Origin of the sequence: Xanthomarina spongicola, assembly GCF_003148645.1 — a bacterium.
Classification (GTDB): Bacteria; Bacteroidota; Bacteroidia; order Flavobacteriales; family Flavobacteriaceae; genus Xanthomarina; species Xanthomarina spongicola.
In genome coordinates this window covers 689780-711071 of the sequence record NZ_QGGP01000001.1, presented here as the reverse complement: position 1 = coordinate 711071, position 21292 = coordinate 689780, and the positions used below count along the sequence as shown (strand labels likewise).

General features: G+C 30.1%; 22 protein-coding genes. 13 read left to right on the top strand and 9 right to left on the bottom strand.

All coding sequences use genetic code 11. The features are described 5' to 3' along the window. Window positions 1-22: 22 nt before the first annotated feature. The 4 genes from tig to LX78_RS03170 all read right to left on the bottom strand — a co-directional run bounded on the left by tig (window position 23) and on the right by LX78_RS03170 (window position 3354). Window positions 23-1351 carry a trigger factor gene (gene tig / locus LX78_RS03185; protein ID WP_109681178.1) on the bottom strand — a complete coding sequence of 443 codons (1329 nt, stop codon included), beginning with the start codon at window positions 1349-1351 and terminating at the stop codon, window positions 23-25. 81 nt (window positions 1352-1432) lie between these two features. Beyond that, the gene (locus tag LX78_RS03180; protein ID WP_109681177.1) at window positions 1433-1780 is read right to left on the bottom strand and encodes a phage holin family protein; all 348 of its coding nucleotides are present in this window, start codon (window positions 1778-1780) and stop codon (window positions 1433-1435) included. 45 nt (window positions 1781-1825) lie between these two features. Then, complete coding sequence (locus tag LX78_RS03175) at window positions 1826-2590, bottom strand: alpha/beta fold hydrolase (RefSeq protein WP_109681176.1); 765 nt, start codon at window positions 2588-2590, stop codon at window positions 1826-1828. Between the two features lie 50 nt (window positions 2591-2640). Beyond that, window positions 2641-3354, bottom strand: a complete 714-nt coding sequence (locus LX78_RS03170) for a pyridoxine 5'-phosphate synthase (protein WP_109681175.1) — start codon at window positions 3352-3354, stop codon at window positions 2641-2643. A gap of 89 nt (window positions 3355-3443) precedes the next feature. On the opposite strand from LX78_RS03170, the gene LX78_RS03165 reads away from it, so the two are divergent. The 8 genes from LX78_RS03165 (at window position 3444) to murI (ending at window position 11704) form a co-directional block, all read left to right on the top strand. Next, window positions 3444-4103, top strand: a complete 660-nt coding sequence (locus tag LX78_RS03165) for a CBS domain-containing protein (protein WP_109681174.1) — start codon at window positions 3444-3446, stop codon at window positions 4101-4103. A 6-nt stretch (window positions 4104-4109) separates the two neighbouring features. Then, on the top strand, window positions 4110-4994 hold the full coding sequence (locus LX78_RS03160; RefSeq protein ID WP_109681366.1) for an NAD kinase: 885 nt from the start codon (window positions 4110-4112) through the stop codon (window positions 4992-4994). Window positions 4995-5093: 99 nt separating this feature from the next. Further along, the gene (porG, locus tag LX78_RS03155; RefSeq protein WP_109681173.1) at window positions 5094-5783 is read left to right on the top strand and encodes a type IX secretion system protein PorG; all 690 of its coding nucleotides are present in this window, start codon (window positions 5094-5096) and stop codon (window positions 5781-5783) included. Next, complete coding sequence (locus tag LX78_RS03150; protein WP_109681172.1) at window positions 5784-6524, top strand: isoprenyl transferase; 741 nt, start codon at window positions 5784-5786, stop codon at window positions 6522-6524. Window positions 6525-6534: 10 nt separating this feature from the next. Then, window positions 6535-9141: a BamA/OMP85 family outer membrane protein gene (locus LX78_RS03145; RefSeq protein ID WP_245881457.1), complete on the top strand. Its 2607-nt coding sequence runs from the start codon at window positions 6535-6537 to the stop codon at window positions 9139-9141. Window positions 9142-9314: 173 nt separating this feature from the next. Further along, window positions 9315-10316 carry an OmpH family outer membrane protein gene (locus tag LX78_RS03140; protein ID WP_109681170.1) on the top strand — a complete coding sequence of 334 codons (1002 nt, stop codon included), beginning with the start codon at window positions 9315-9317 and terminating at the stop codon, window positions 10314-10316. Window positions 10317-10349: 33 nt separating this feature from the next. Then, complete coding sequence (locus LX78_RS03135; protein ID WP_109681169.1) at window positions 10350-10859, top strand: OmpH family outer membrane protein; 510 nt, start codon at window positions 10350-10352, stop codon at window positions 10857-10859. Between the two features lie 65 nt (window positions 10860-10924). Continuing rightward, window positions 10925-11704, top strand: a complete 780-nt coding sequence (gene murI / locus LX78_RS03130) for a glutamate racemase (RefSeq protein WP_109681168.1) — start codon at window positions 10925-10927, stop codon at window positions 11702-11704. Here murI and LX78_RS03125 read toward each other — a convergent pair whose 3' ends face one another. Both LX78_RS03125 and LX78_RS03120 read right to left on the bottom strand, forming a co-directional pair. Beyond that, window positions 11705-12220, bottom strand: coding sequence for a gamma carbonic anhydrase family protein (locus LX78_RS03125; RefSeq protein ID WP_109681167.1), 516 nt, complete (start codon window positions 12218-12220; stop codon window positions 11705-11707). It lies immediately after the preceding gene. Between the two features lie 91 nt (window positions 12221-12311). Further along, window positions 12312-13322, bottom strand: a complete 1011-nt coding sequence (locus LX78_RS03120; RefSeq protein ID WP_109681166.1) for a PorP/SprF family type IX secretion system membrane protein — start codon at window positions 13320-13322, stop codon at window positions 12312-12314. Window positions 13323-13574: 252 nt separating this feature from the next. Here LX78_RS03120 and LX78_RS03115 point away from each other — a divergent pair, with 252 nt between their 5' ends. From LX78_RS03115 to LX78_RS03095, 5 genes are all read left to right on the top strand, one after another. Beyond that, window positions 13575-14477, top strand: coding sequence for a NifU family protein (locus tag LX78_RS03115; protein WP_109681165.1), 903 nt, complete (start codon window positions 13575-13577; stop codon window positions 14475-14477). 52 nt (window positions 14478-14529) lie between these two features. Next, window positions 14530-14730: a dodecin family protein gene (locus LX78_RS03110; protein WP_109681164.1), complete on the top strand. Its 201-nt coding sequence runs from the start codon at window positions 14530-14532 to the stop codon at window positions 14728-14730. 143 nt (window positions 14731-14873) lie between these two features. Continuing rightward, the gene (locus LX78_RS03105; protein ID WP_109681365.1) at window positions 14874-16916 is read left to right on the top strand and encodes a thioredoxin domain-containing protein; all 2043 of its coding nucleotides are present in this window, start codon (window positions 14874-14876) and stop codon (window positions 16914-16916) included. Further along, the gene (locus LX78_RS03100) at window positions 16916-17278 is read left to right on the top strand and encodes a DUF1304 domain-containing protein (RefSeq protein WP_109681163.1); all 363 of its coding nucleotides are present in this window, start codon (window positions 16916-16918) and stop codon (window positions 17276-17278) included. The genes LX78_RS03105 and LX78_RS03100 overlap by 1 nt, the downstream gene beginning before the upstream one ends. A 73-nt stretch (window positions 17279-17351) precedes the next feature. Next, the gene (locus tag LX78_RS03095; protein WP_109681162.1) at window positions 17352-18164 is read left to right on the top strand and encodes a mechanosensitive ion channel family protein; all 813 of its coding nucleotides are present in this window, start codon (window positions 17352-17354) and stop codon (window positions 18162-18164) included. A gap of 4 nt (window positions 18165-18168) precedes the next feature. Here LX78_RS03095 and tsaB read toward each other — a convergent pair whose 3' ends face one another. Genes tsaB through LX78_RS03080 form a run of 3 tightly spaced genes read right to left on the bottom strand, consistent with a single transcriptional unit; the run spans window position 18169 to window position 21288 of the window. Further along, on the bottom strand, window positions 18169-18843 hold the full coding sequence (gene tsaB, locus LX78_RS03090) for a tRNA (adenosine(37)-N6)-threonylcarbamoyltransferase complex dimerization subunit type 1 TsaB (protein WP_109681161.1): 675 nt from the start codon (window positions 18841-18843) through the stop codon (window positions 18169-18171). A 5-nt stretch (window positions 18844-18848) separates the two neighbouring features. Continuing rightward, window positions 18849-20177, bottom strand: coding sequence for a TolC family protein (locus LX78_RS03085; protein WP_170109789.1), 1329 nt, complete (start codon window positions 20175-20177; stop codon window positions 18849-18851). Then, window positions 20170-21288 carry an efflux RND transporter periplasmic adaptor subunit gene (locus tag LX78_RS03080; RefSeq protein WP_109681159.1) on the bottom strand — a complete coding sequence of 373 codons (1119 nt, stop codon included), beginning with the start codon at window positions 21286-21288 and terminating at the stop codon, window positions 20170-20172. The genes LX78_RS03085 and LX78_RS03080 overlap by 8 nt, the downstream gene beginning before the upstream one ends. Window positions 21289-21292: the final 4 nt, after the last annotated feature.

Below are 21292 nucleotides of genomic sequence, written 5' to 3'. Positions count from 1 at the left end.
TATTCTTTAAAACTTTGTTAACTTATTTATCTCCGTAAACTTCTTTAATAAAGTCTTCGTAAGTAAGTTCTTTTGTTTTAAGGTTTGCTTTTTCTTTATAAAGCTCTAATAATTTCTGACTGATAATTTGTTCTGAAATTCTTCTAGCTTCATCTTGGTTAGATAATACACGTGCTGCAATATCTTCCAATTCTTTATCTGAAGGATTCATTTGACCAAACTGAGCCATTTGCGCTTTAATCATTTGCTTGGCATGATCTTTAATATCATCCATAGTTACCTGAATGTTATTATCTGTAATTAACTTTCCTTCAATTAACTGATAACGTAAGCTTTTTTCAGATTTTTCGTATTCGTCTTTAGCTTCTTCTTCACTTAATTGATTTTCACCAGAATTTTGCATCCATTTTGTAAGGAATTCTCCTGGTAAATCGAATTTAGTATTTTCAACTAAATATTCTGTAACATCATTTAATAATTTCTGATCTGCTTGTTGCTTGAATTGCTTTTCAGCATCTTCTGCTATTTTTTCTTTTAATTCAGCAACCGTTTTAACAGTATCTTTTCCAAATAATTTATCGAATAACTCTTGGTCTAGTTCTGCTAATTCACGCTCATTAATTTCTGTGATTGTAAATGTAACTTCAATATCTAAACCATGAATTTCATCGTGAGTTAATTTTAAAGCGTGCATTAACTCATGCTCATCAGAATAAAGACCTTTAGTCTTTAAAGTAATAACATCTCCAACTTTAGCTCCAACAAATTTCTTTTCAGTTGCTTTTCCTTTAAACTTATCTAAAGTTAAAGTTACTGTATTTTCAATTTCTTTCTCTTCATTTTTATAAACACCAGTAACCTCACTGTCTTTAGTTACTTCTTTTTGAGATAATAACTTTCCATATTGCTTTTGGATGTTTATTATTTGATCGTCGATCATTTTATCTCCTGCAACAATAGTATAACTAGTTATTGCCTTCTTGCTCTTTAACTCAACGTTAAATTCTGGAGACAAACCTAATTCGAATTCAAAAGATAATTTATCTGAATCCCAATCTAAATCATCTTGAGGTTTAGGTAGTGGATGACCAAGAACATCTAACTTTTCTTCTGTTAAATATTTATTTAAAGCTTCTTGTAATAATTTGTTTACCTCATCAACTAACACAGCTTTTCCATATTGTTTTTTAACCATTCCCATTGGGACATGACCTTTTCTAAAACCTGGTATGTTTGCAGTTTTTCTATAATCTGTTAAGATTTTTTCAACTTTTTCGCTATAATCTTCTTTAGCGATATCTACTTTTACTACAGCATTTAATGCATCGATGTTTTCTCTTGTAATATTCATTATATTATGACATAAAAATTGGGTTGCAAAAATACATATTTTTTGCAACCCAACAAAGTTTTTAACGTATTGTATTTCAGTCTATTTTACATCTTCATTTAATAATGAAAATAAGATAGATTGAAGTAATGATAACAACAAACTAAATAGTAATGCTATCCAAAAGCCATCAACTGCAAAGCCATCAATAAAACTATTAGCCATTAAGATAATACAGGCGTTAATTACCAATAAAAATAAGCCTAAAGTAACTATAGTTATTGGCAAGGTAAGAATGACTAAAATAGGCTTTACTATAATATTAAGTAGGCCTAAAACTACTGCCACAATAATAGCCGAAGTAAACCCGTCTACTGTAACACCAGGCAAGAATTTTGCTAATATTACAACTGCAACAGCAGTTAATAATATACGAATAATTAAGTTCATAAAATTTTGTTTTAGTTAGATTTAAAGGTAGTAATCTACTTTAAACTATCCTAAAAAATTTATAACTTCCTTAAAAAAGTCCTTTGGATTTTCGGCATGCAACCAGTGGCCAGACTTAGAAATCGTTACAATTTTTGCATTTGGAAAATGCGTATTTATAATTGCTTCGTCTTGCAATCCAATATATTCAGATCTATCTCCACGAAGAAAAAGTGTTTTGCCAAAATATTGTGTATGCATTGGTAGGGCCTCGCCAATTTCTTCTATATTATCTTTTAAAACCTTTAGATTTATTCTTAATGCAAGTTCTTTAGAGTCATTCCAATATAGATTTTTTAATAAGAACTGCCTAATTCCAAAATTTGTAATAAAATGAGCTAATTGATCGTCTGCATCTCCTCTGCTTTTTATTTTATTAAAATCGAGACTACTTAAGCCTTTCAAAATAAGTTCATGATGCACTGGATAAAATCTTGGCGAAATATCGGCAACCAACAATTTTGAAACTAACTCTGGATGTGTTGCTGCAAAAAGCATAGCTACTTTCCCTCCCATTGAATGGCCTAGTAAAATAATGTCTTTTAATTGATGTTCTTGACAATACGCATTTAAATCTTCGACTAAAACCTCATAATTAAATACATTATCATGGAAACTTCTACCATGATTACGTTGATCTAATAAATGAACTTGATAACCTTCTTCACTAAATTTTTTACCTAAAGTGTTCCAATTATCACTCATGCCCAAAAAACCATGAAGAATAATAAACGGTTTCCCTTGACCTATTATATCTGAATATAATTGCATAGCGATTTAATGTTTTATATAAGTTTCAACTTGGCAAAACCAGATGTTTTTTATTTTAATTTTTGCAAATACATTTGAATTACGTTTTCTACTCCTAAATATAAGCTTTCTGAAATAAGCGCATGACCAATAGAGACTTCTAATAAATTTGGAATGTGCTCTTTAAAGTACTTAATATTTTCAAGAGATAAATCATGTCCAGCATTAATGCCAATTTTTAAAGAATTAGCCAATTCTGCACAAGCAGTATAAGGTTTAATAGCAGATTTGTTTCCTAATCCATAGGCATGTGCAAAAGCTTCTGTATAGAGTTCAATTCTATCGGTTCCAGTTGCCTTAGCGCCTTCAATTTGTTTTAAATCTGGATCGACAAAAATAGAAGTTCTAATTCCATGGTCTTTAAACTCCTTGATAACGTCTATTAAAAAATGTTTGTGTTTTATTGTGTCCCAACCTGCATTGCTGGTAATAGCATCTAAAGCATCTGGCACTAAAGTAACTTGTGTTGGTTTTAACTCTAAAACCATATTTACAAATTTATCTATTGGGTTTCCTTCAATATTATATTCTGTATAAACTTCAGATTTTAAATCGTAAGCATCTTGATATCTAATATGCCTTTCGTCTGGTCTTGGATGGATAGTAACACCTTCAGCTCCAAATTTTTGCACATCTTTTGCAAACTGAACTACATTTGGAGTATTGCCTCCTCTAGAATTTCTTAAAGTAGCAATCTTATTAATATTAACACTTAATTTTGTCATGACCATCAATTTATTCGGACAAAAATACAAAGTCAATCAAGGTTATTATAGTATTTTTTTGATTAATTTGCAGTAACATTAGAAGAATCATGAATCTTTCAGAATTTATAATAAACGACATAAAACCGTTAGATAGAGAAGATAAAATTGGAGACATCCAGTTATTGTTTAATCAATTAACGTATTCGCACATTCCTATTAAAAATAAAGATGGTATTTATTTAGGCTGCATGTCTGAAACAGATGCACATTGCTATAATAGTAATAAAGATATTTCTGAATATAGCCATGCTATTGAAGGTTTTTTTGTTAGACATAATACAGTTTGGCTAGACGTTCTAGAAGCTTTTGCGCAAAATTCAACTAACATTATGCCTGTTTTAAATGAAAAAAACACTTATTTAGGTTATTACGAATTAAACGATATTATTAGTCTGTTTAATGAAACGCCATTTTTTGCAGCAGCTGGTAGTATTTTAATTGTTGAAAAAGGTTTAAATGATTATTCTTTTAGTGAAATAAGTCAGATTGTAGAATCTAATGATGGAAAAATTTTAGGGGCTTTTATTTCTAAAATGGAAAATGATGTAGTTCAATTAACTCTAAAAATAGGCAACACTGGAATAAACGACATTATGCAAACCTTTAGACGTTATAGCTATAATATTGTTTCTGGACACGAAGAAGATAGTTATTTAGAGAGTTTAAAAGAGCGGTCGGATTATTTAAACAAATATTTAAACATGTAGATGTATATGAAAATTGCAATTTTTGGACAATTCTATCATAAAAATGCTGAAGAAGCTGTAGAAATACTTCTAGATTATCTTATTGATAAAAACATTGATGTTTATATAGAGGAAAAATTTTTCGACATTATTAACCACCAACTTACTAATCATAAAGATTACGATAAGTTTAAAACATTTCAAGCATTAGACAAAAGTTTCGATATTTTAATTAGTATTGGAGGAGATGGAACTATGTTAAGAACCACAACCTTAGTTAGAGATTTAGATATCCCAATTGTAGGCATTAATACTGGGCGTTTAGGGTTTTTAGCAACCATACAAAATGAAAATATTACCGAAGCCATTGATAATATATTATCTGGTGATTATAAGATATCTGAGCGTAGTTTACTTTCAATTACAACTTCTCCTGAACATAAGGAATTTAATGATTTAAATTTTGCTTTAAATGAAATTGCAGTAAGCAGAAAGAATACAACTTCTATGATATCTGTTGAAACTAGATTAAATGGAGAATATTTAACATCTTATTGGAGCGATGGATTAATTGTATCTACACCTACAGGCTCTACAGGTTATTCTTTAAGTTGCGGTGGCCCAGTTATAACTCCAGACACCAATAGTTTTGTTTTAACACCAATTGCACCTCATAATCTAAGTGCAAGACCATTAATTATTACAGATTCCACAGAGATTCAGTTAAAAGTAAGTGGTCGAGAAGATAATTTTCTAATATCATTAGACTCAAGAATTGCAACTCTAAGTAATAATACCATTGTTACTATAAAAAAAGCACCTTTTAAAATAAAAATGATTGAACTTTTAAGAGAAAGCTTTTTAGATACACTTCGCAAAAAGCTACTTTGGGGAGAAGACCGAAGAAATTAAACAATAATTTTTGAGAAATGTTGTTTTATTCTAATACAATTTGATTCAAATTGTTATAGGCTAATCTTATTTATTATATTTGCAAACTTTTGAACATTTATGAGGTATTTAACCACAATTTTTATATTTATAATATCAATGCAATTCAGCCATTCTCAAACACATGAAATTGGAGTGTTTCTTGGTGGCAGCAATTTTATTGGAGATGTTGGCGCAACTACTTATATTGCTCCAAATCAACTAGCTATTGGTAGTATTTATAAATGGAACAGAAGTCCAAGACATTCGTTTAGATTCTCTTTAATATATTCTGAGTTACAAGGAGATGATTTAAAATCGGACGACCCAAGACGACAAGAAAGAGGTTACCAATTTAATAATCATTTAGTAGAAGCTTCGCTTGGATTAGAATTTACATTTTTTGATTTCGACCTTCATGATGGCAAAAGAAAAGCAACACCATACTTATATTCAGGAATTTCAGCAGCATATCATGACAACTTTTTCTTTACACGTCAAGGAGTATATACTTCAGAAAACACTACTAGTATAGCATATGGCATACCAATGATTCTTGGTTTTAAAGCAAAATTTATGGAAAATTTTGTTTTAGCAGCCGAAATTGGAGCAAGATATACCTTTAGCGATGAAATTGATGGAAGTGTACCAGATGCTGTAGAATTAGATGGATTAAGCTTTGGTAATTTAAATAATAACGACTGGTATGTTTTTACTGGAATAACATTAACCTATACTTTTGGCGACAAACCATGTTATTGTGTGTTTTAAATGGATTTAAAATTAAAAATAAATACAGACCAATTACCAAAACATCTAGCAATTATCATGGATGGCAATGGTCGTTGGGCTAAACAAAAAGGTTTAATGCGTGCTATTGGCCATGAAAATGGCACAAAATCTGTAAGGCAAGCTGTTGAAGCAAGTGCCGAATTAGGCATTGAAAATTTAACGCTATATGCTTTTTCTACTGAAAACTGGAACAGACCAAAACTAGAAGTAAAAACGCTTATGAAACTTTTAGTTTCTTCATTAAAAAAAGAAATAAAAACACTGCAAGATAATAACATCAAACTATTAGCTATTGGAAATCTTGACGATCTACCAAAGAAAGCTCAGAAAGAACTAAAAGAAGTAATTGAGAGCACGAAAGACAATAGCAGAATGATTTTAACTCTTGCTTTAAGTTATGGTTCTAGAGAAGAAATAATAAATACAGTTAAAAAAATAAGCCTTAAAGTTAAAAATAATATAATTTCGCCCGAAAATATTGATGAATCGGTTATTAATGAGCATCTTTACACGCGAAATTTACATGATGTGGATTTGCTTATTAGAACGAGTGGCGAACAACGTATAAGCAACTTCTTATTGTGGCAAATTGCTTATGCTGAATTGTATTTTACAAATGTGCTTTGGCCGGACTTTACTAAGCAGCATTTATACGAAGCAATTATTGAATATCAAAAAAGAGAACGAAGATTTGGGAAAACAAGTGAACAAATTAACTAATAAAGTACTATTGAAAACATATTTACTATCAATTTTTACATTGCTATTTTTTGTAAATATTCAATTTATACAAGCTCAAGACAACATTAAGAAAGGCGAAAAATATGTTATTGGAGGCATTTCTGTTTTAGGCAATACCAGCTTTAGCGAACAAACAATCATTACTTATTCTGGTCTTAGAAAAGGCGAAGATGTTATTATTCCTGGAGATAAAATTAGTGCTGCAATTAAAAAACTTTGGAATTCTAATCTTTTTAATAACATAGAAATATATATTAATAAAATAGAAGGTAATGAGGTATATCTAGAAATTAGACTTGAAGATTTACCAGAAATTAATGAAGTTAAAATTAATGGTATTAAAAAGTCTAAAAAAGATAAAATTATTGAAGAAAACACTTTAAATAAAGGTGTTAAAGTAACCGAAAACCTATTAACAACTACTAAAAATTATCTTGAGAATAAATATAAAAAGGAAGGTTTTTATAATACTAAAGTTAGCATTAACACTATAGATGTAACTGAAATTGACACACTTCAAACATCTACTAAAGCCATGAACATGGTAGTTAATATTGACAAAGGGAAAAAAGTTAAAGTAAAAGAAATTGTTTTTAATGGTAATGATGCTATAAAAGATAGCAAGCTTAAAAAAGCTATGAAAAATACCAAACAGAAAAACATAACACATGTACTTAAACGTTCTAAATATATTGAAGCAGATTATCAAACAGATCTTAATAGTGTTGTAGATAAATTTAAAGAGAATGGATATAGAGATGCCAGAATAACATCTGACAGTTTAGTTGTATTAGATCAAAAAAACGTAGCACTTTACATTAATTTAGAAGAAGGAGAAATATATAGATTCGGAAAAATTGATTTTATTGGTAACACTGTCTATTCAGATGATGTCTTAAAAAGAATTTTAAGAATAAATCCTGGCGATACATATAATGGTATTTTACTTGAAAAAAGAATAGCTGATACAGAAAATCCAGAAGCAGTAGACATTACTAACTTATATCAAAATAACGGATATTTATTCTCTACCATTAACACAGTAGAAGTAAGTGCTGAAGGAAATGTTATAGATTTAGAGATTAGAATTTCTGAAGGAAAACCCGTTTATTTCAATAATGTTACTGTAGTTGGTAACGATGTAACTAACGATCATGTAATCTACAGAGAATTACACACACGTCCAGGACAATTATATAACAAATCTAATGTAATTAGAACTATTAGAGAATTAAGTCAACTAGGATTCTTTGATCCAGCCCTACTTACAACCGATTTCCCTAACCCGAATCCAAACGAAGGAACCATAGATTTAGAATATACTGTAGTAGAAACTGGGTCTAGCCAAATAGAACTACAAGGTGGTTATGGTGGAGGTGGTTTTATTGGTACTTTAGGATTATCTTTTAATAACTTTTCATTAAGAAATATATTAAACCCTAAAGCCTATAAACCTGTGCCAAGAGGAGATGGGCAAAAACTAGCTTTGCGTTTACAAGCAAGTCAGTTTTATCAAACTTATAGTTTTTCATTTACAGAGCCTTGGTTAGGTGGAGAAAAGCCAGTACAATTTTCAACATCTGTTTCTCACACTAAACAATTTTTATACAATTCTCAAACTGGAAAAGCAGATAAAGATAAAGCGTTTAACATTACTGGTATTTCTGTTGGTATAGCAAAACGTTTAAATGCACCAGACAACTATTTTACATTATCTCAAGCAGTTAGCTACCAGCATTACAACTTAAAAAATTATAATACAGGGTTATTTACATTCGGAGATGGTTATTCAAACAACCTAGCATACACAATTGGCTTAACAAGAAACAGTACTTATAACGATCCTGTTTTCCCAGTTGGTGGTTCTAACTTTAGTGTTAGTGCTAAATTAACATTGCCTTATTCATTATTTAATGGTGTTGATTATAATGCATTAAAACATGAAAGAGAAGATCTAGAAGACATTGTACAAGATCCTACATATTCTATTCCAGAAAGACAGGAAGCTAATCAAGGTATCGCAGAAATTGATCAAGAACGTTTTAAATGGTTAGAGTTTTATAAAATAAAATTTAAGGCAGAATGGTATCAAGAAATTGTTAAAAAACTAGTACTAAAACCTAGTGCAGAGTTTGGTTTTCTAGGTGCATACAATCAAGACAGAGGAGATATCCCTTTTGAGCGTTTCTTTTTAGGAGGAGATGGTTTAGGGTCTTACAGTTTAGATGGTAGAGAATCTATTGCATTACGTGGATACCCAAACCAATCTATTCAACCTGTTGATGCAAATGGAAATCCAACAAACGATGGAGGAACCATTTATAATAAGTTTTCACTAGAATTAAGATATCCAATTACTTTAAAACAACAAGCTAAAATATTTGTTTTAGGTTTTATGGAAGGTGGAATTTCATTTAATAATTTTAATGACTACAGTCCTTACGATCTTAAAAGATCTGCAGGTGTAGGCTTACGTGTTTTCATGCCTGCCTTTGGTTTATTAGGTATTGATTTTGGTTACGGATTCGATCCAATTCCTGGTCAATCATCTCCAAATGGATGGGAAACACACTTTATTATTGGGCAACAATTTTAATTTGGCACGATATTTTCTAATAACAAATTGATTATTTAATTTAAGAATTAAAATTTTTAAAGTTAAAATTCGTTAATTTTGAAATGTTAGTTCAAAAATTGACAGACTCATTAAATAATCTTCTGTCTTTTTTTTAGAATTTATAGACCAATAAATTATAAAATATGAAACAGATGAAAATAAAAGTTCTTTTTTTACTGGTTATAGTATTTATGATTAGTATATCTGCTCAAGCACAACGTGGTGTAAGAATTGGATATATTGATACAGAATATATTTTACAAAATGTTCCAGAATACCAAGAAGCTACATCTCAGTTGGAAGGTAAAGTTCAAAAATGGAAAACTGAAATTGAAAGTCAGTTAAGTGAAATTGAACAAAAACGAAAAGATTTAAGTAACGAGAAAGCGCTTTTAACAAAAGAACTAATAGAAGAACGTGAAGAAGATATCTCTTTTGAAGAAAAAGAAATATTAGATTATCAGCAAAAACGTTTTGGCCCAAATGGAGATTTAATGATTCAAAAGAAACAATTAATTCAACCTATCCAAGACCAAATATTTGCAGCCGTTCAAGATATTGCTGAAAAAAGAAAATACGATTTTGTTTTTGATAAGTCTGCCGATGTAGTGATGTTATATTCAGCAGAAAGATTTGATTTTAGCGAAGAAGTTATTAGAAGTATTTCTAGAACTGCTAAACGAACGCAAGCAGAGTCAAGATCTGAAAGAAAAGCAGCTGAAGACGAAGAGCTTCATCCAGAAATAGATAAAGAACAAGAGGCAAAAGATGCAGCAGCTGAAGAACGTAGACAAGAAATTTTAGACGAGCGTGAACAAAAACAGTTAGATGCTCAAAAACGTAGAGATAGTATTATAGCAGAAAGAGCTCGTTTAAGAGAAGAAAAATTAAATGCTAGATATAATGCAGCAAACGAAACTGTAGGTGAAGATGGTGAAGTTGTTGAAGGAGAACAAAAAACCAGAGAAGAAATATTAGAAGAGCGCAAACAAAAAAAATTAGAAGATAGAGCCCTTAGACAACAAGAACTAGAAGAACGTAAGCAACGTATTTTAGAAGAAAGACAAAGAGCTAAAGAAGAAAGAGAAAATAACGCACAACAAAATAATAATACTGAAGGCACAACAGAACCTGAAGAAACAGATAACAATTAAAATTTATAACACACACATTAATTCTATTTAAAAATGAAACATTTTAAGACCCTTTTATTAGTAACAGCTTTATTTATTGGAGCAACAAGTTTTACTCAAGCTCAAAGCAAAGTAGCTCATATTAATACGCAAACATTAATTCAGGCTATGCCAGAAATGAATACAGCTCAAGCTGAAATGGATAAGTTAGGTAAAACTTATGAAGCAGATATTCAAGCTATGGTTACTGAATATCAAAATAAAATGAAACAATACGAAGCAGAAGCTGCAACTAAAACTGATGAAGAGAACCAAAAGCGTTTAGTTGAAGTACAAACTATGCAACAAAATATCCAACAATATCAAGGACAAGCACAACAAGAAATGCAGAAAAAGGAAATTGATTTATTAAAACCAATTACTGAAAAAGCTAAAGCTGCAATCTTAAAAGTTGCTAGAGCTCAAGGATTTGATTACGTATTAGACTCTACTCAAGGTGGTGGTGTAATTATGGCTGATGGTAAAAATTTACTGGATGACGTTAAAAAAGATTTAGGAATCTAATATTTTTTAAAAGATAATTTTTAAAAGCCACTTTTTATAAGTGGCTTTTTTTATTTTTGATTGTTATGAGTAAACAACCAATTGGTATATTCGATTCTGGTGTAGGTGGCACATCCATTTGGAAAGAGCTAAACCTCTTATTACCTCATGAAAACACCATTTATCTAGCAGACAGCAAGAATGCTCCTTATGGCGAGAAAACTAAAAGTGAGATTTTAGAATTATGCAAAAAAAACATCGATTTACTAATTGAAAAAGAAAGTAAACTTATTGTTGTTGCTTGTAATACTGCCACAACTAATGCTATAAAAGTATTAAGAGAAACATACAACATTCCAATTATAGGTATAGAACCAGCAATTAAACCTGCAGCTTTACAAACTAAAACAAAAACAATAGGTATTCTAGCAACAAAAGGAACGCTTTCAAGCGAGTTATTCCATAAAACAACCGATTTATTCACGAATGGAATAAAAGTTATAGAACAAGTTGGAGAAGGCTTAGTTCAATTAATTGAAACTGGAAAAATTAATTCCCTGGAAATGAAATCTCTTTTAAAAACATACATAGAACCTATGTTGGATGCCAATGTAGATTATTTGGTTTTAGGTTGCACACATTATCCTTATTTAATTCCTCAGCTTTTAGAATTATTACCAAAGCATATTAAAATTATTGATTCTGGCGAAGCAGTAGCTAGACAAACCCAAACTGTATTAAGACAACATCAACTATTAAATAATACTACAAATAAACCAACTCTAAAATTTTATTCTAATGGAAGCCCTGAAGTGTTACAGTCCCTTTTAGGTAATAACCATCATGTAGCATATTTGGACTTTTAATTATTCTTTAAACCAACTGGAATACTTAACATAGTTTTCTGCAATTCTGTTTATCTCACCAGAGACTAGCTCCTCACTAATATCTTTTACTTTTTTTGCAGGAATTCCAGCATAAATACTACCAGCTTCTACTCTAGTATTTTTAGTAACGACAGCTCCTGCTGCAATAATACTATTGCTTTCTATTACACAATCGTCCATGACTATACTTCCCATTCCAATCAACACATTGTCTTTAATTGTACAACCATGTACAATAGCATTATGTCCAATAGACACATTATTTCCAATGGTTGTTGGCGATTTTAAATAGGTTGCATGAATTACTGCTCCATCTTGTACATTTACTTTATTACCCATTCTAATAAAGTGGACATCTCCTCTAACTACTGCATTAAACCAAACACTACATGCATTACCCATAGTTACTTCTCCTACTATTGTAGCGTTATCAGCTATATAACAATCGTCTGGAATAATTGGTGTTTTTCCATTAACAGGTTTTATAATAGGCATAATTGTAAATTAGTTTAAGCTCTAAGAGGCTTCGTTAAATAATAATAAAAGTAGTAAAAAAAAGCCTTGAAGAATCAAGGCTGTATATCATTTAATTTATTGCAGGACAATTACAGTGGTAACGTTCTTTTTTACAACCAAATTTATACCCTAAAGTTATTTGGTGAAATCCTCCATTATTGTAAACAACAGAATTTGCTTGGTAAGAATACGTATAAGCAAACATAAAATTATTATAATCAACACCTAGTAAAGGAGTAATATATTGTAATTTTTGACTAGAAACCTCAGTACCATCTTGAAATTCTGCACCATCTAAGCTTCTTCTATAAGATATGCCACCCCAAACAGTACCAAAATCCATTCCTTTATAAGCTTTCGCATTTATGTCTATTGAAGATTCTTTTGTACCATCTTTATACATAAACATGGCCGAAGGTTCAAAACTCCAATCACTACCAAACTTTTGGAATACATTTCCAATACTAAATAAAAATTGTCTTGGATTATCATAAACAAAAAGGCCATTCTCATTAGAGTTAATACCTTCATTTTTAAGCATATTCTTTACTGTAGCATGTGCATAAAAATTATATAGAAAATACGAAAACCCAAAATCGACATTAAAGTTGGTTGCACTTTGCTCAATTCCAGCTATAATTGGATCAAATGGTTCATCTATAAATGCTGTCTCATCTAGTTTATACTGTATGGCACCAATACTTAAACCAAAAGAAAGCATGTTTAAATCTAACTCACTCCTTGAGAATAAAATATGATGTGCATAAGTAAGATATACTCCTGTGTTAGAATGATATCCATTCTTATCTGAATACAAAATAGCTCCTACACCAGAATTTGATTCTCCTATTCTACTATTAATACTTGCAGTTAATAAACTTGGCGCATCTTCATCTCCAAACCATTGTTGACGTCCAGTAATTCTAATCTTTGCACAATTAGCTGCTCCAGCCATCGATGGATGAATTAAGTAATAATTATCGGTTAAATAATCTGAATAAATAGGCATTCCTTCTTGAGATATAGCTGTCTGTGCAAATAAAAACACACATGCCAATATATAGAACCGTTTCAATATCATAATTTTAGTTTTCAGGGACTCTATTTAATTAATGCTTTAAACTGGTTAGTTTATAAAACTCCTTTTTTGCAATAAAATTATAAATAGAAACCAAATATATAAAAATTACTTTTTATCAGTCTAACTAATAAAGTTAAAGGTTAACAATTATTTAGAGATATAAATAAAAATCTCACTTTTTTAAAGCGAAAAAGCCAAATATATGGATATCTAAAGTTATCTTTTAGTATTTTTGCCAAAAATTTTATCGTTATGAAAACTTTTCAAGTTTCTATTCAAGAAACTTCCAATAATAGCATCATTAAATTCGAAATAAATGAATTTATAACACAGCACCAAAGTTTCGAATTTAATAATATAGATGAAGCCAAGAAGTCTCCTTTAGCTCAACAGTTATTCTATTTACCTTTTGTAAAAAAAATCTATATCTCTGGCAATTTTATTGCTATAGAAAGATATAATATTGTAGAATGGAAAGATGTGCAGAACGAAGTAGCGGAACAAATAGAAACCTATCTAAATGATGGTGGTATTGTTGTTGAAGAAACTGCTACTCCTAAAAAAGTACCTGTTACAGTTTACGCAGAAAGCACTCCAAATCCTTCGGCAATGAAGTTTGTTGCAAATAAAAAATTAGTTACAACTTCCTATGAATTTACCTCTATAGACGAAGCTAAATTATCTCCTTTAGCAACAGAATTATTTCATTTTCCATTTGTAAAAGGAGTATTTATCGATGAAAACTTTGTGTCAATTACTAAATATGAAGTGGCAGAATGGAATGATATTACTATGGAACTTCGTGAGTTTATTAGAAGCTACATCGAACAAGGAAAGGAATTAATTCTTGCTAATGCTTCAAAAGTCCTAAACAAAACAACTGAACAATTAGATAAATCGTTCGATGAGCTGGACGATATTTCTAAACAAATCATCAACATTCTAGAAGAATATATTAAACCAGCAGTTGCTAGCGATGGTGGAAATATTCAATTTACATCCTACAATCCAGAAAGCAAAGTAGTTGAAGTAGTTTTGCAAGGCGCTTGCAGTGGTTGTCCTTCTTCAACTTACACACTTAAAAGTGGTATCGAAAATATTCTAAAAGAAATGCTACAAGACAAAGTTAGTAGCGTTGTTGCTATAAACGGATAATTTTTCATTAACTTTAAGATTAATTAAAGTTTAACAAAAAAATTATAAAATTATGGCAGTATTAAAAGTTATTGAAGTATTATCTAATTCGGATAAAAGTTGGGAAGATGCTACAAAAAAAGCTGTAAAAGAAGCTTCTAAAACTGTAAAAAACATTAAATCTGTTTATGTACAAGATCAAAGTGCTATAGTAAATGGAGATAGTGTTACAGAATTTAGAGTCAATTTGAAACTTACTTTTGAAGTAAAATAATAACCTTACTTAAATTATGAAAAAAAGCGTTCTAAAATGAACGCTTTTTTTGTGTCTTTAAATCCTTAACTTTGAATATGAAGTATGTTCCATTATTAATATTCAGTATTTTAATAAGTTGTCAAGGACAAAACAAGAAACCCATGAATCATCCATACACAAACAATCTAATTAACGAAACAAGTCCATATCTCCAACAACATGCCCATAATCCAGTAAATTGGCATCCTTGGAATGAAACTAGTTTAAGGAAGGCAAAAGATGAGAATAAATTAATTTTAATAAGTGTTGGTTATGCAGCTTGCCATTGGTGTCATGTTATGGAACATGAAAGCTTTGAAGACACCATTGTTGCTCAAACCATGAATTCTAAATACATAAATATTAAAGTAGACAGAGAAGAACGTCCAGATGTGGACCAAGTCTATATGAATGCTGTACAATTAATGACAGGAAGTGGAGGCTGGCCTCTAAATGTAATTGCTTTACCAGATGGTAGACCAGTTTGGGGTGGAACTTATTTTAGAAAAGAACAATGGATAAGTGCTTTAGAACAAATATCTGACTTATACCTTAGAAATCCAGAAAAGCTATATGAATATGCCGATAAATTGGAAAAAGGCATCAAAGCTATGGATGTGGTTTCTTTAAACAAAGATAAAGTCAATTTCAACAATGAATATATAGAAGTGACTTTAGAAAACTGGTCGCAATATTTCGATTATCTACATGGTGGATTAAAACGTGCTCCAAAATTTATGATGCCAAATAATTATCATTTTTTATTGAGATACGCTTATCAAAACAACCATCAAGAATTACAAGAGTTTGTTAATCTTACTCTAACTAAAATGGCCTATGGAGGACTATACGATCAAGTTGGAGGTGGTTTTTCAAGATATTCAACAGATGTTAATTGGCATATTCCACATTTCGAAAAAATGCTTTATGATAATGGCCAGTTAGTTAGTTTATATTCAGATGCATATTTAGTTACTAAAAATAAGTTATATAAAGATGTTGTTTACGAAACTTTAGAATTTGTAGAAAGAGAACTTACCTCAGCAAATGGTGCATTCTACTCTTCTCTTGATGCAGATAGTAATACTACCGAAGGGCATCTAGAAGAAGGTGCTTTTTATGTTTGGCAAAAAGAAGAATTACAAAAAATAATAACTTCAGATTTCGAATTATTTGAAGATTATTACAACATCAATAATTATGGTTTATGGGAAAACAAAAATTATGTTTTAATTAGAAAAGATGATGATAAAAGTATCCTGAAAAAACATAATTTATCGATTGAGGTTTTAAATGAAAAGAAACAAAACTGGAAAAACATTCTTTTAAAGACTAGAGAAAAAAAATCAAGACCAAGACTAGACGATAAAACTTTAACATCATGGAATGCTTTAATGCTAAAAGGATATATAGATGCTTATCGTGTTTTTGGAGAAGAGGATTTCTTAATTTCAGCCGAAAAAAATGCCAATTTTATTATAAACAATCAATTACTAGAAGATGGTGGACTAAACCACAATTACAAAAACAATATCAGCAATATTAATGGCTATCTTGAAGATTACGCAACTGCTATTGATGCATTTATATCGCTTTACGAAAACACACTAAATGAAAAATGGCTTCATACTGCAAGGGACTTAACTAATTATACGTTCGATTATTTTTATGAAGAAACAAATAACATGTTTTATTTTACTTCAAACGAAGATGCCAAACTAGTCACTAGAAATATAGAATACAGAGATAATGTAATTCCTGCAAGCAATTCTATAATGGCAAAAAACCTGTTCAAATTATCTCATTATTTTGATAACGAATATTATTACAACACAGCAACTAGTATGCTGAATAATGTAAAACCCGAAATAGAAAATTATGGTTCTAATTATTCAAACTGGTTAGATTTGATGCTTAATTACACAAATCCTTTTTATGAAGTTGCTATTTCTGGAGAAGAAGCTATCAATAAAATTAATGAGCTAAATAAAACTTATCTTCCTAATAAATTAATTGTTGGTAGTACTGAGGAGTCTAATATGCCATTATTAAAAAACAGGTTTGTTGAGAAAGAAACATTTATTTATGTATGTGTTAATAAAGCATGTAAGTTACCCGTTAATGAAACTAAAAAAGCAATTGAATTATTAAAAAACAAAAACTAATGAAACTATTATTAACCATCCTAATTGTATTTATTGCTTTAGAACATATTTACTTTTTAATATTAGAAATGTTCTTGTGGACTAAACCTAAAGGCATTAAGACCTTTGGTTTAAAGTCTAAAGAATTTGCTGAAGAAACTAAAGTTTTAGCAGCAAATCAAGGCCTTTATAATGGTTTTCTTGCTGCAGGATTAATTTTCTCTGTAATTATTAATAACTATAATACTACCTTGTTCTTTTTATGTTGTATTGCAATTGCAGGAATTTATGGTGCTTATTCAACAAAAAATAAAAAGTTGTTTTATATTCAATCCTTACCAGCCTTATTCACTATCATATTGACATTAAGTATGTACTTTTAATTTTCACTTTCATTTTAATTTATTGATTCTCATTCCTTTTTTATAAATTTACAAACAAATTAAAAATAAAAATATGGATATTGAAAAGTGGACTAAATTAGGAGTAGAAGTAGCAACCGAATATGGTTTAAAAATTCTAGGAGCAATAATTATATGGATTATTGGATCTTGGGTAATAAGAAAATTAATTGGTGGCACACGTGCTGTAATGACCAAAAGAGGCTTCGATGAAAGTCTTCAAAAATTCTTATTAAACTTAATAGGTTGGGTATTAAAAATACTTTTAATTCTTGTTATCTTATCACAACTTGGCATTGAAACTACCTCATTTGCAGCAATTCTTGCAGCAGCTGGTTTAGCCGTTGGTTTAGCACTCCAAGGCTCTTTAGGTAATTTTGCAGGAGGTGTTTTACTTATGATATTTAAACCTATTAAGATTGGAGATTTAATTGAAGCTCAAGGAGAAATTGGAGTCGTTAAAGAAATTGAAATTTTCACTACGAAGTTAATAGGCCTATCAAATAAAGAAATAATTATTCCTAATGGAGCACTTTCAAACGGAAATATTGTTAATTATTCTACTGAAGGAACCCGAAGAGTTGATTTAACAATTGGAGTTGGTTACGATTCTGATATTAAGAAAACCAAAGAGGTTTTAATGAATGTATTAACTTCTAATCCAAAAGTTATTTCAGATCCTGCTCCAACAGTAAACGTTTCTGAATTAGCAGATAGTTCTATAAATTTTGCAGTAAGACCATGGTGTAAAACCGAAGATTACTGGGCAGTTTTCTTCGAATCTACCGAAAATATTAAAGAAGCACTTGATGCTGCTGGAATAGAAATACCTTATCCACATCAAGTTGAAATTCATAAAAATGAATAGAAAATTATTTAGATTTTGGCTTTAATGCAATAAAATCTTTTAAGTAATATGGTTCAAAATAAGCGACATCTTCGATGTCGTTTTTTTTGTACTTATTATAAGCTATCTTACTCATTTCATTTGCCGAAGGCAGTTTGCTATCAATAAAAAAAGCATTTGGATGATTAATAAGAGATTTTGTTTTTTCAACACCATTCCCAACAAAATAAACTTTTCCTTTTTCTAAATATTCAGAAAAAGAAGTCTCATCTAGTATTTGTGCTTCAATTTCTCTTATCTCATTAAAATTTTTATCAAAAATTGCCGAATATACTTCCATTCGTCTGGCATCGAGCATTGGAATAACAACACCTTTATCTATAGTTACTTGCTGTGCTAAAGCCATTAAAGTAGAAACAGATATTAAGGGCTTATCTAAAGCAAAACAAAGTCCTTTTGCTGCCGAAACACCAATTCGTAATCCAGTATAAGAACCTGGTCCTTTACTCACTGCTATAGCGTCTAATTGATTTGCAATTAAATTATTTTCAGCCAATAGTTTTTCAATATATACATGTAGACGTTCTGCATGAGAAAATTCCTTGCTATTATCTTCTTTAAGTGCAAAAGTCTCTCCTTGTTTAGAAAGAGAGACTGAGCAATTAGTTGTTGATGTTTCTATGCTTAATATTAAAGCCAAAATATTTAGTCTATTAAAGATTTACCAAGATAGAAATCTAACACTTTAGTTTTAAATACAAAATCGTATTTAGAATTAGTTAGATTAGATTGTGCATTTACCAATTGGATTCTGGTTTGCTCTAAATCGAAAGCATTTAAAGCTCCCATATTATATCTTTCCTGTGCATTTTGAAATGCCATTTCTTGAGCCACTAAAGATTTTTTAGACGCTTCGTATGTTTTAAATGCTGCTTTTGCATCTGTGAAGGCACGTTGAATGCTACTCTCCAAATTTAACTTGGTTTGTTCTAATTCTAATACACTATTTTCTTGTTGAATTTTAGTTTTAGCTACATTGGTTTTATTTTGAAAACCTGAAAAAATTGGAATACCAACACTCAAAGAAAAGTTATGAGATTTTTGATCGTTCAATTGATTTAGAAATGTTTCCTCATCTTGAGTTAAATTAGAGAAGAACACATTGGTTCCAAAACCATAACCAAAAGACACACTAGGTAAAAATCCACTTTTTGCTAATTCTGTGCTTAGTAATGAATTTTCAATATTTTTTTCTGCTACTTTAATTTCTGGCCTATTAACATAAGCATATTCCAAAATTGGCTTTACATCATTATACATTAGAGCTGCAGATGGATTTTCAACTTCTTCAAAAGCTACTTGAAAACCTTCATATGGCAATTGTAAGAATTGCGATAAACTAAGTAAAGCTAAATCATAATTGTTTTCTGCAATAGTTAAGTTTTGTTCATCTTTACTAGCAGTTGCAATAGCATCGTAAGTATTTGCTCTAGGCTGTACACCAGCTTCAACTAATTTATTTACTTGATCTAATTGTTTATTAGAAAATTCTACTTGAGCTTTAGCTATTTCTAATTTTTCTCTGTTAAATAACACATTTAAATAAGCATTAACCACATTTAAAGAAATATCATCTCTAATTCTGTCCAACTCCATTTGGTTTACCTCTAAATTTAGTTGTGCTTGTTTATAAAGATTGGTGTTTCTAAAACCATTAAAAATGGTCTGATTTATACTTAATCCAAGATTGGTGTTATGGCTTGTTCTATCAACAAATTGCCCTTGAAATACTTCCTGATTTCCTAGATTTAAACTCTGACTTGCATTGGCACTAACAGTTGGCAAAAAATTACCTTTAGTTTCAATAACATCTTGTTCATTAGATAATAGAACATTGGTTCCTTTTCTTACAGTGATATTATTCTCTAAAGCATAATTTACACATTCTTCAAGTGTCCATAATTTTTCTTGAGAAAAGATAGTTATGCTTACAAAAACGGTTAGTAAAACGGTTGTAAATATCTTTTTATTCATCTTCATCATCGTTATTTTCTTTAGATGCTTTGTTCCACACTTTAATTTTATCTCCTTCTTTAACTCCTTCTGTTATTTCAACATTAATCCCATCAGAAATACCTAATTCTACATAGACTTCTTCGTAAGAATTATTATCGTTTAAAATTTCAACAAAAGGTTTTTCAGTAATTCTATTAAATTGAAGTAAAGCTTCTTTAATTACTAAAACACTGTCTTTACTTTCCATATCTATTTCTGCATTAGCGCTATAACCTGCTCTAATTTTTGTTGATGGCGTTACAGTAACATCTGCTTTAATAGTAAATTGAACAGCGCCATTCTCTTCTTGTCCTTTAGGAGCCACAAAAGTTAATTTTGCTGGAAATTCTTGTTCGTTTAAAGCACCAAGAACTACAATTATTTCTTTCCCTTCTTCAAGTTTTCCAACTTCGGCTTCATCTACTTTTCCTTCGAAAATCATTTTGCTCATATCTGCAATCGTTGCCACTGTTGTTCCTGCATTAAAACTATTAGATTCAATAACCTGGTCTCCTTCACGTACAGGAATTTCTAAAACAGTTCCAGGGATTTGAGCCACAATATTTGTGTTAGCTGAGCCTCCACCAGAAAGAGAACCTTGTCTAATAATCTGATAATCGTTTTGTGCTTGAGTTAAAGATTCTCTAGCTTGATTGTACGATAATTCACTATTTTCAAAATCTTGTTTAGAAATAACTCCTTTTTCAAAAAGCCCTTTATTTCTATTATAAAGTACCTGAGCATTCTCTAAAGCCAAACGTGCTGTACGCGTTCTACTATTTGCACTTGCTAAATTTTGCTCGTTAGGTACGACACGTATTTTAGCAATTAAGTCTCCTTTTTTAACAATATCGCCTTCTTCAACAAATATTTTATCTATAATTCCAGCTATTTGTGGTTTTAACTCAATTTCTTCTTCTGGATTAAGTTTTCCTGTAGCAACAACTTTTGTGTTTATTGATGTGAAAAATGGTTCTTCTACTTTAAAATCTTCAAGAGCCTTAGAATTAGAGTCTTTAAAATATTTAATTACTAATATAAATAGTATTAGCAATACAATTCCAATGATGATTTTTACTGTTTTATTCATTTCT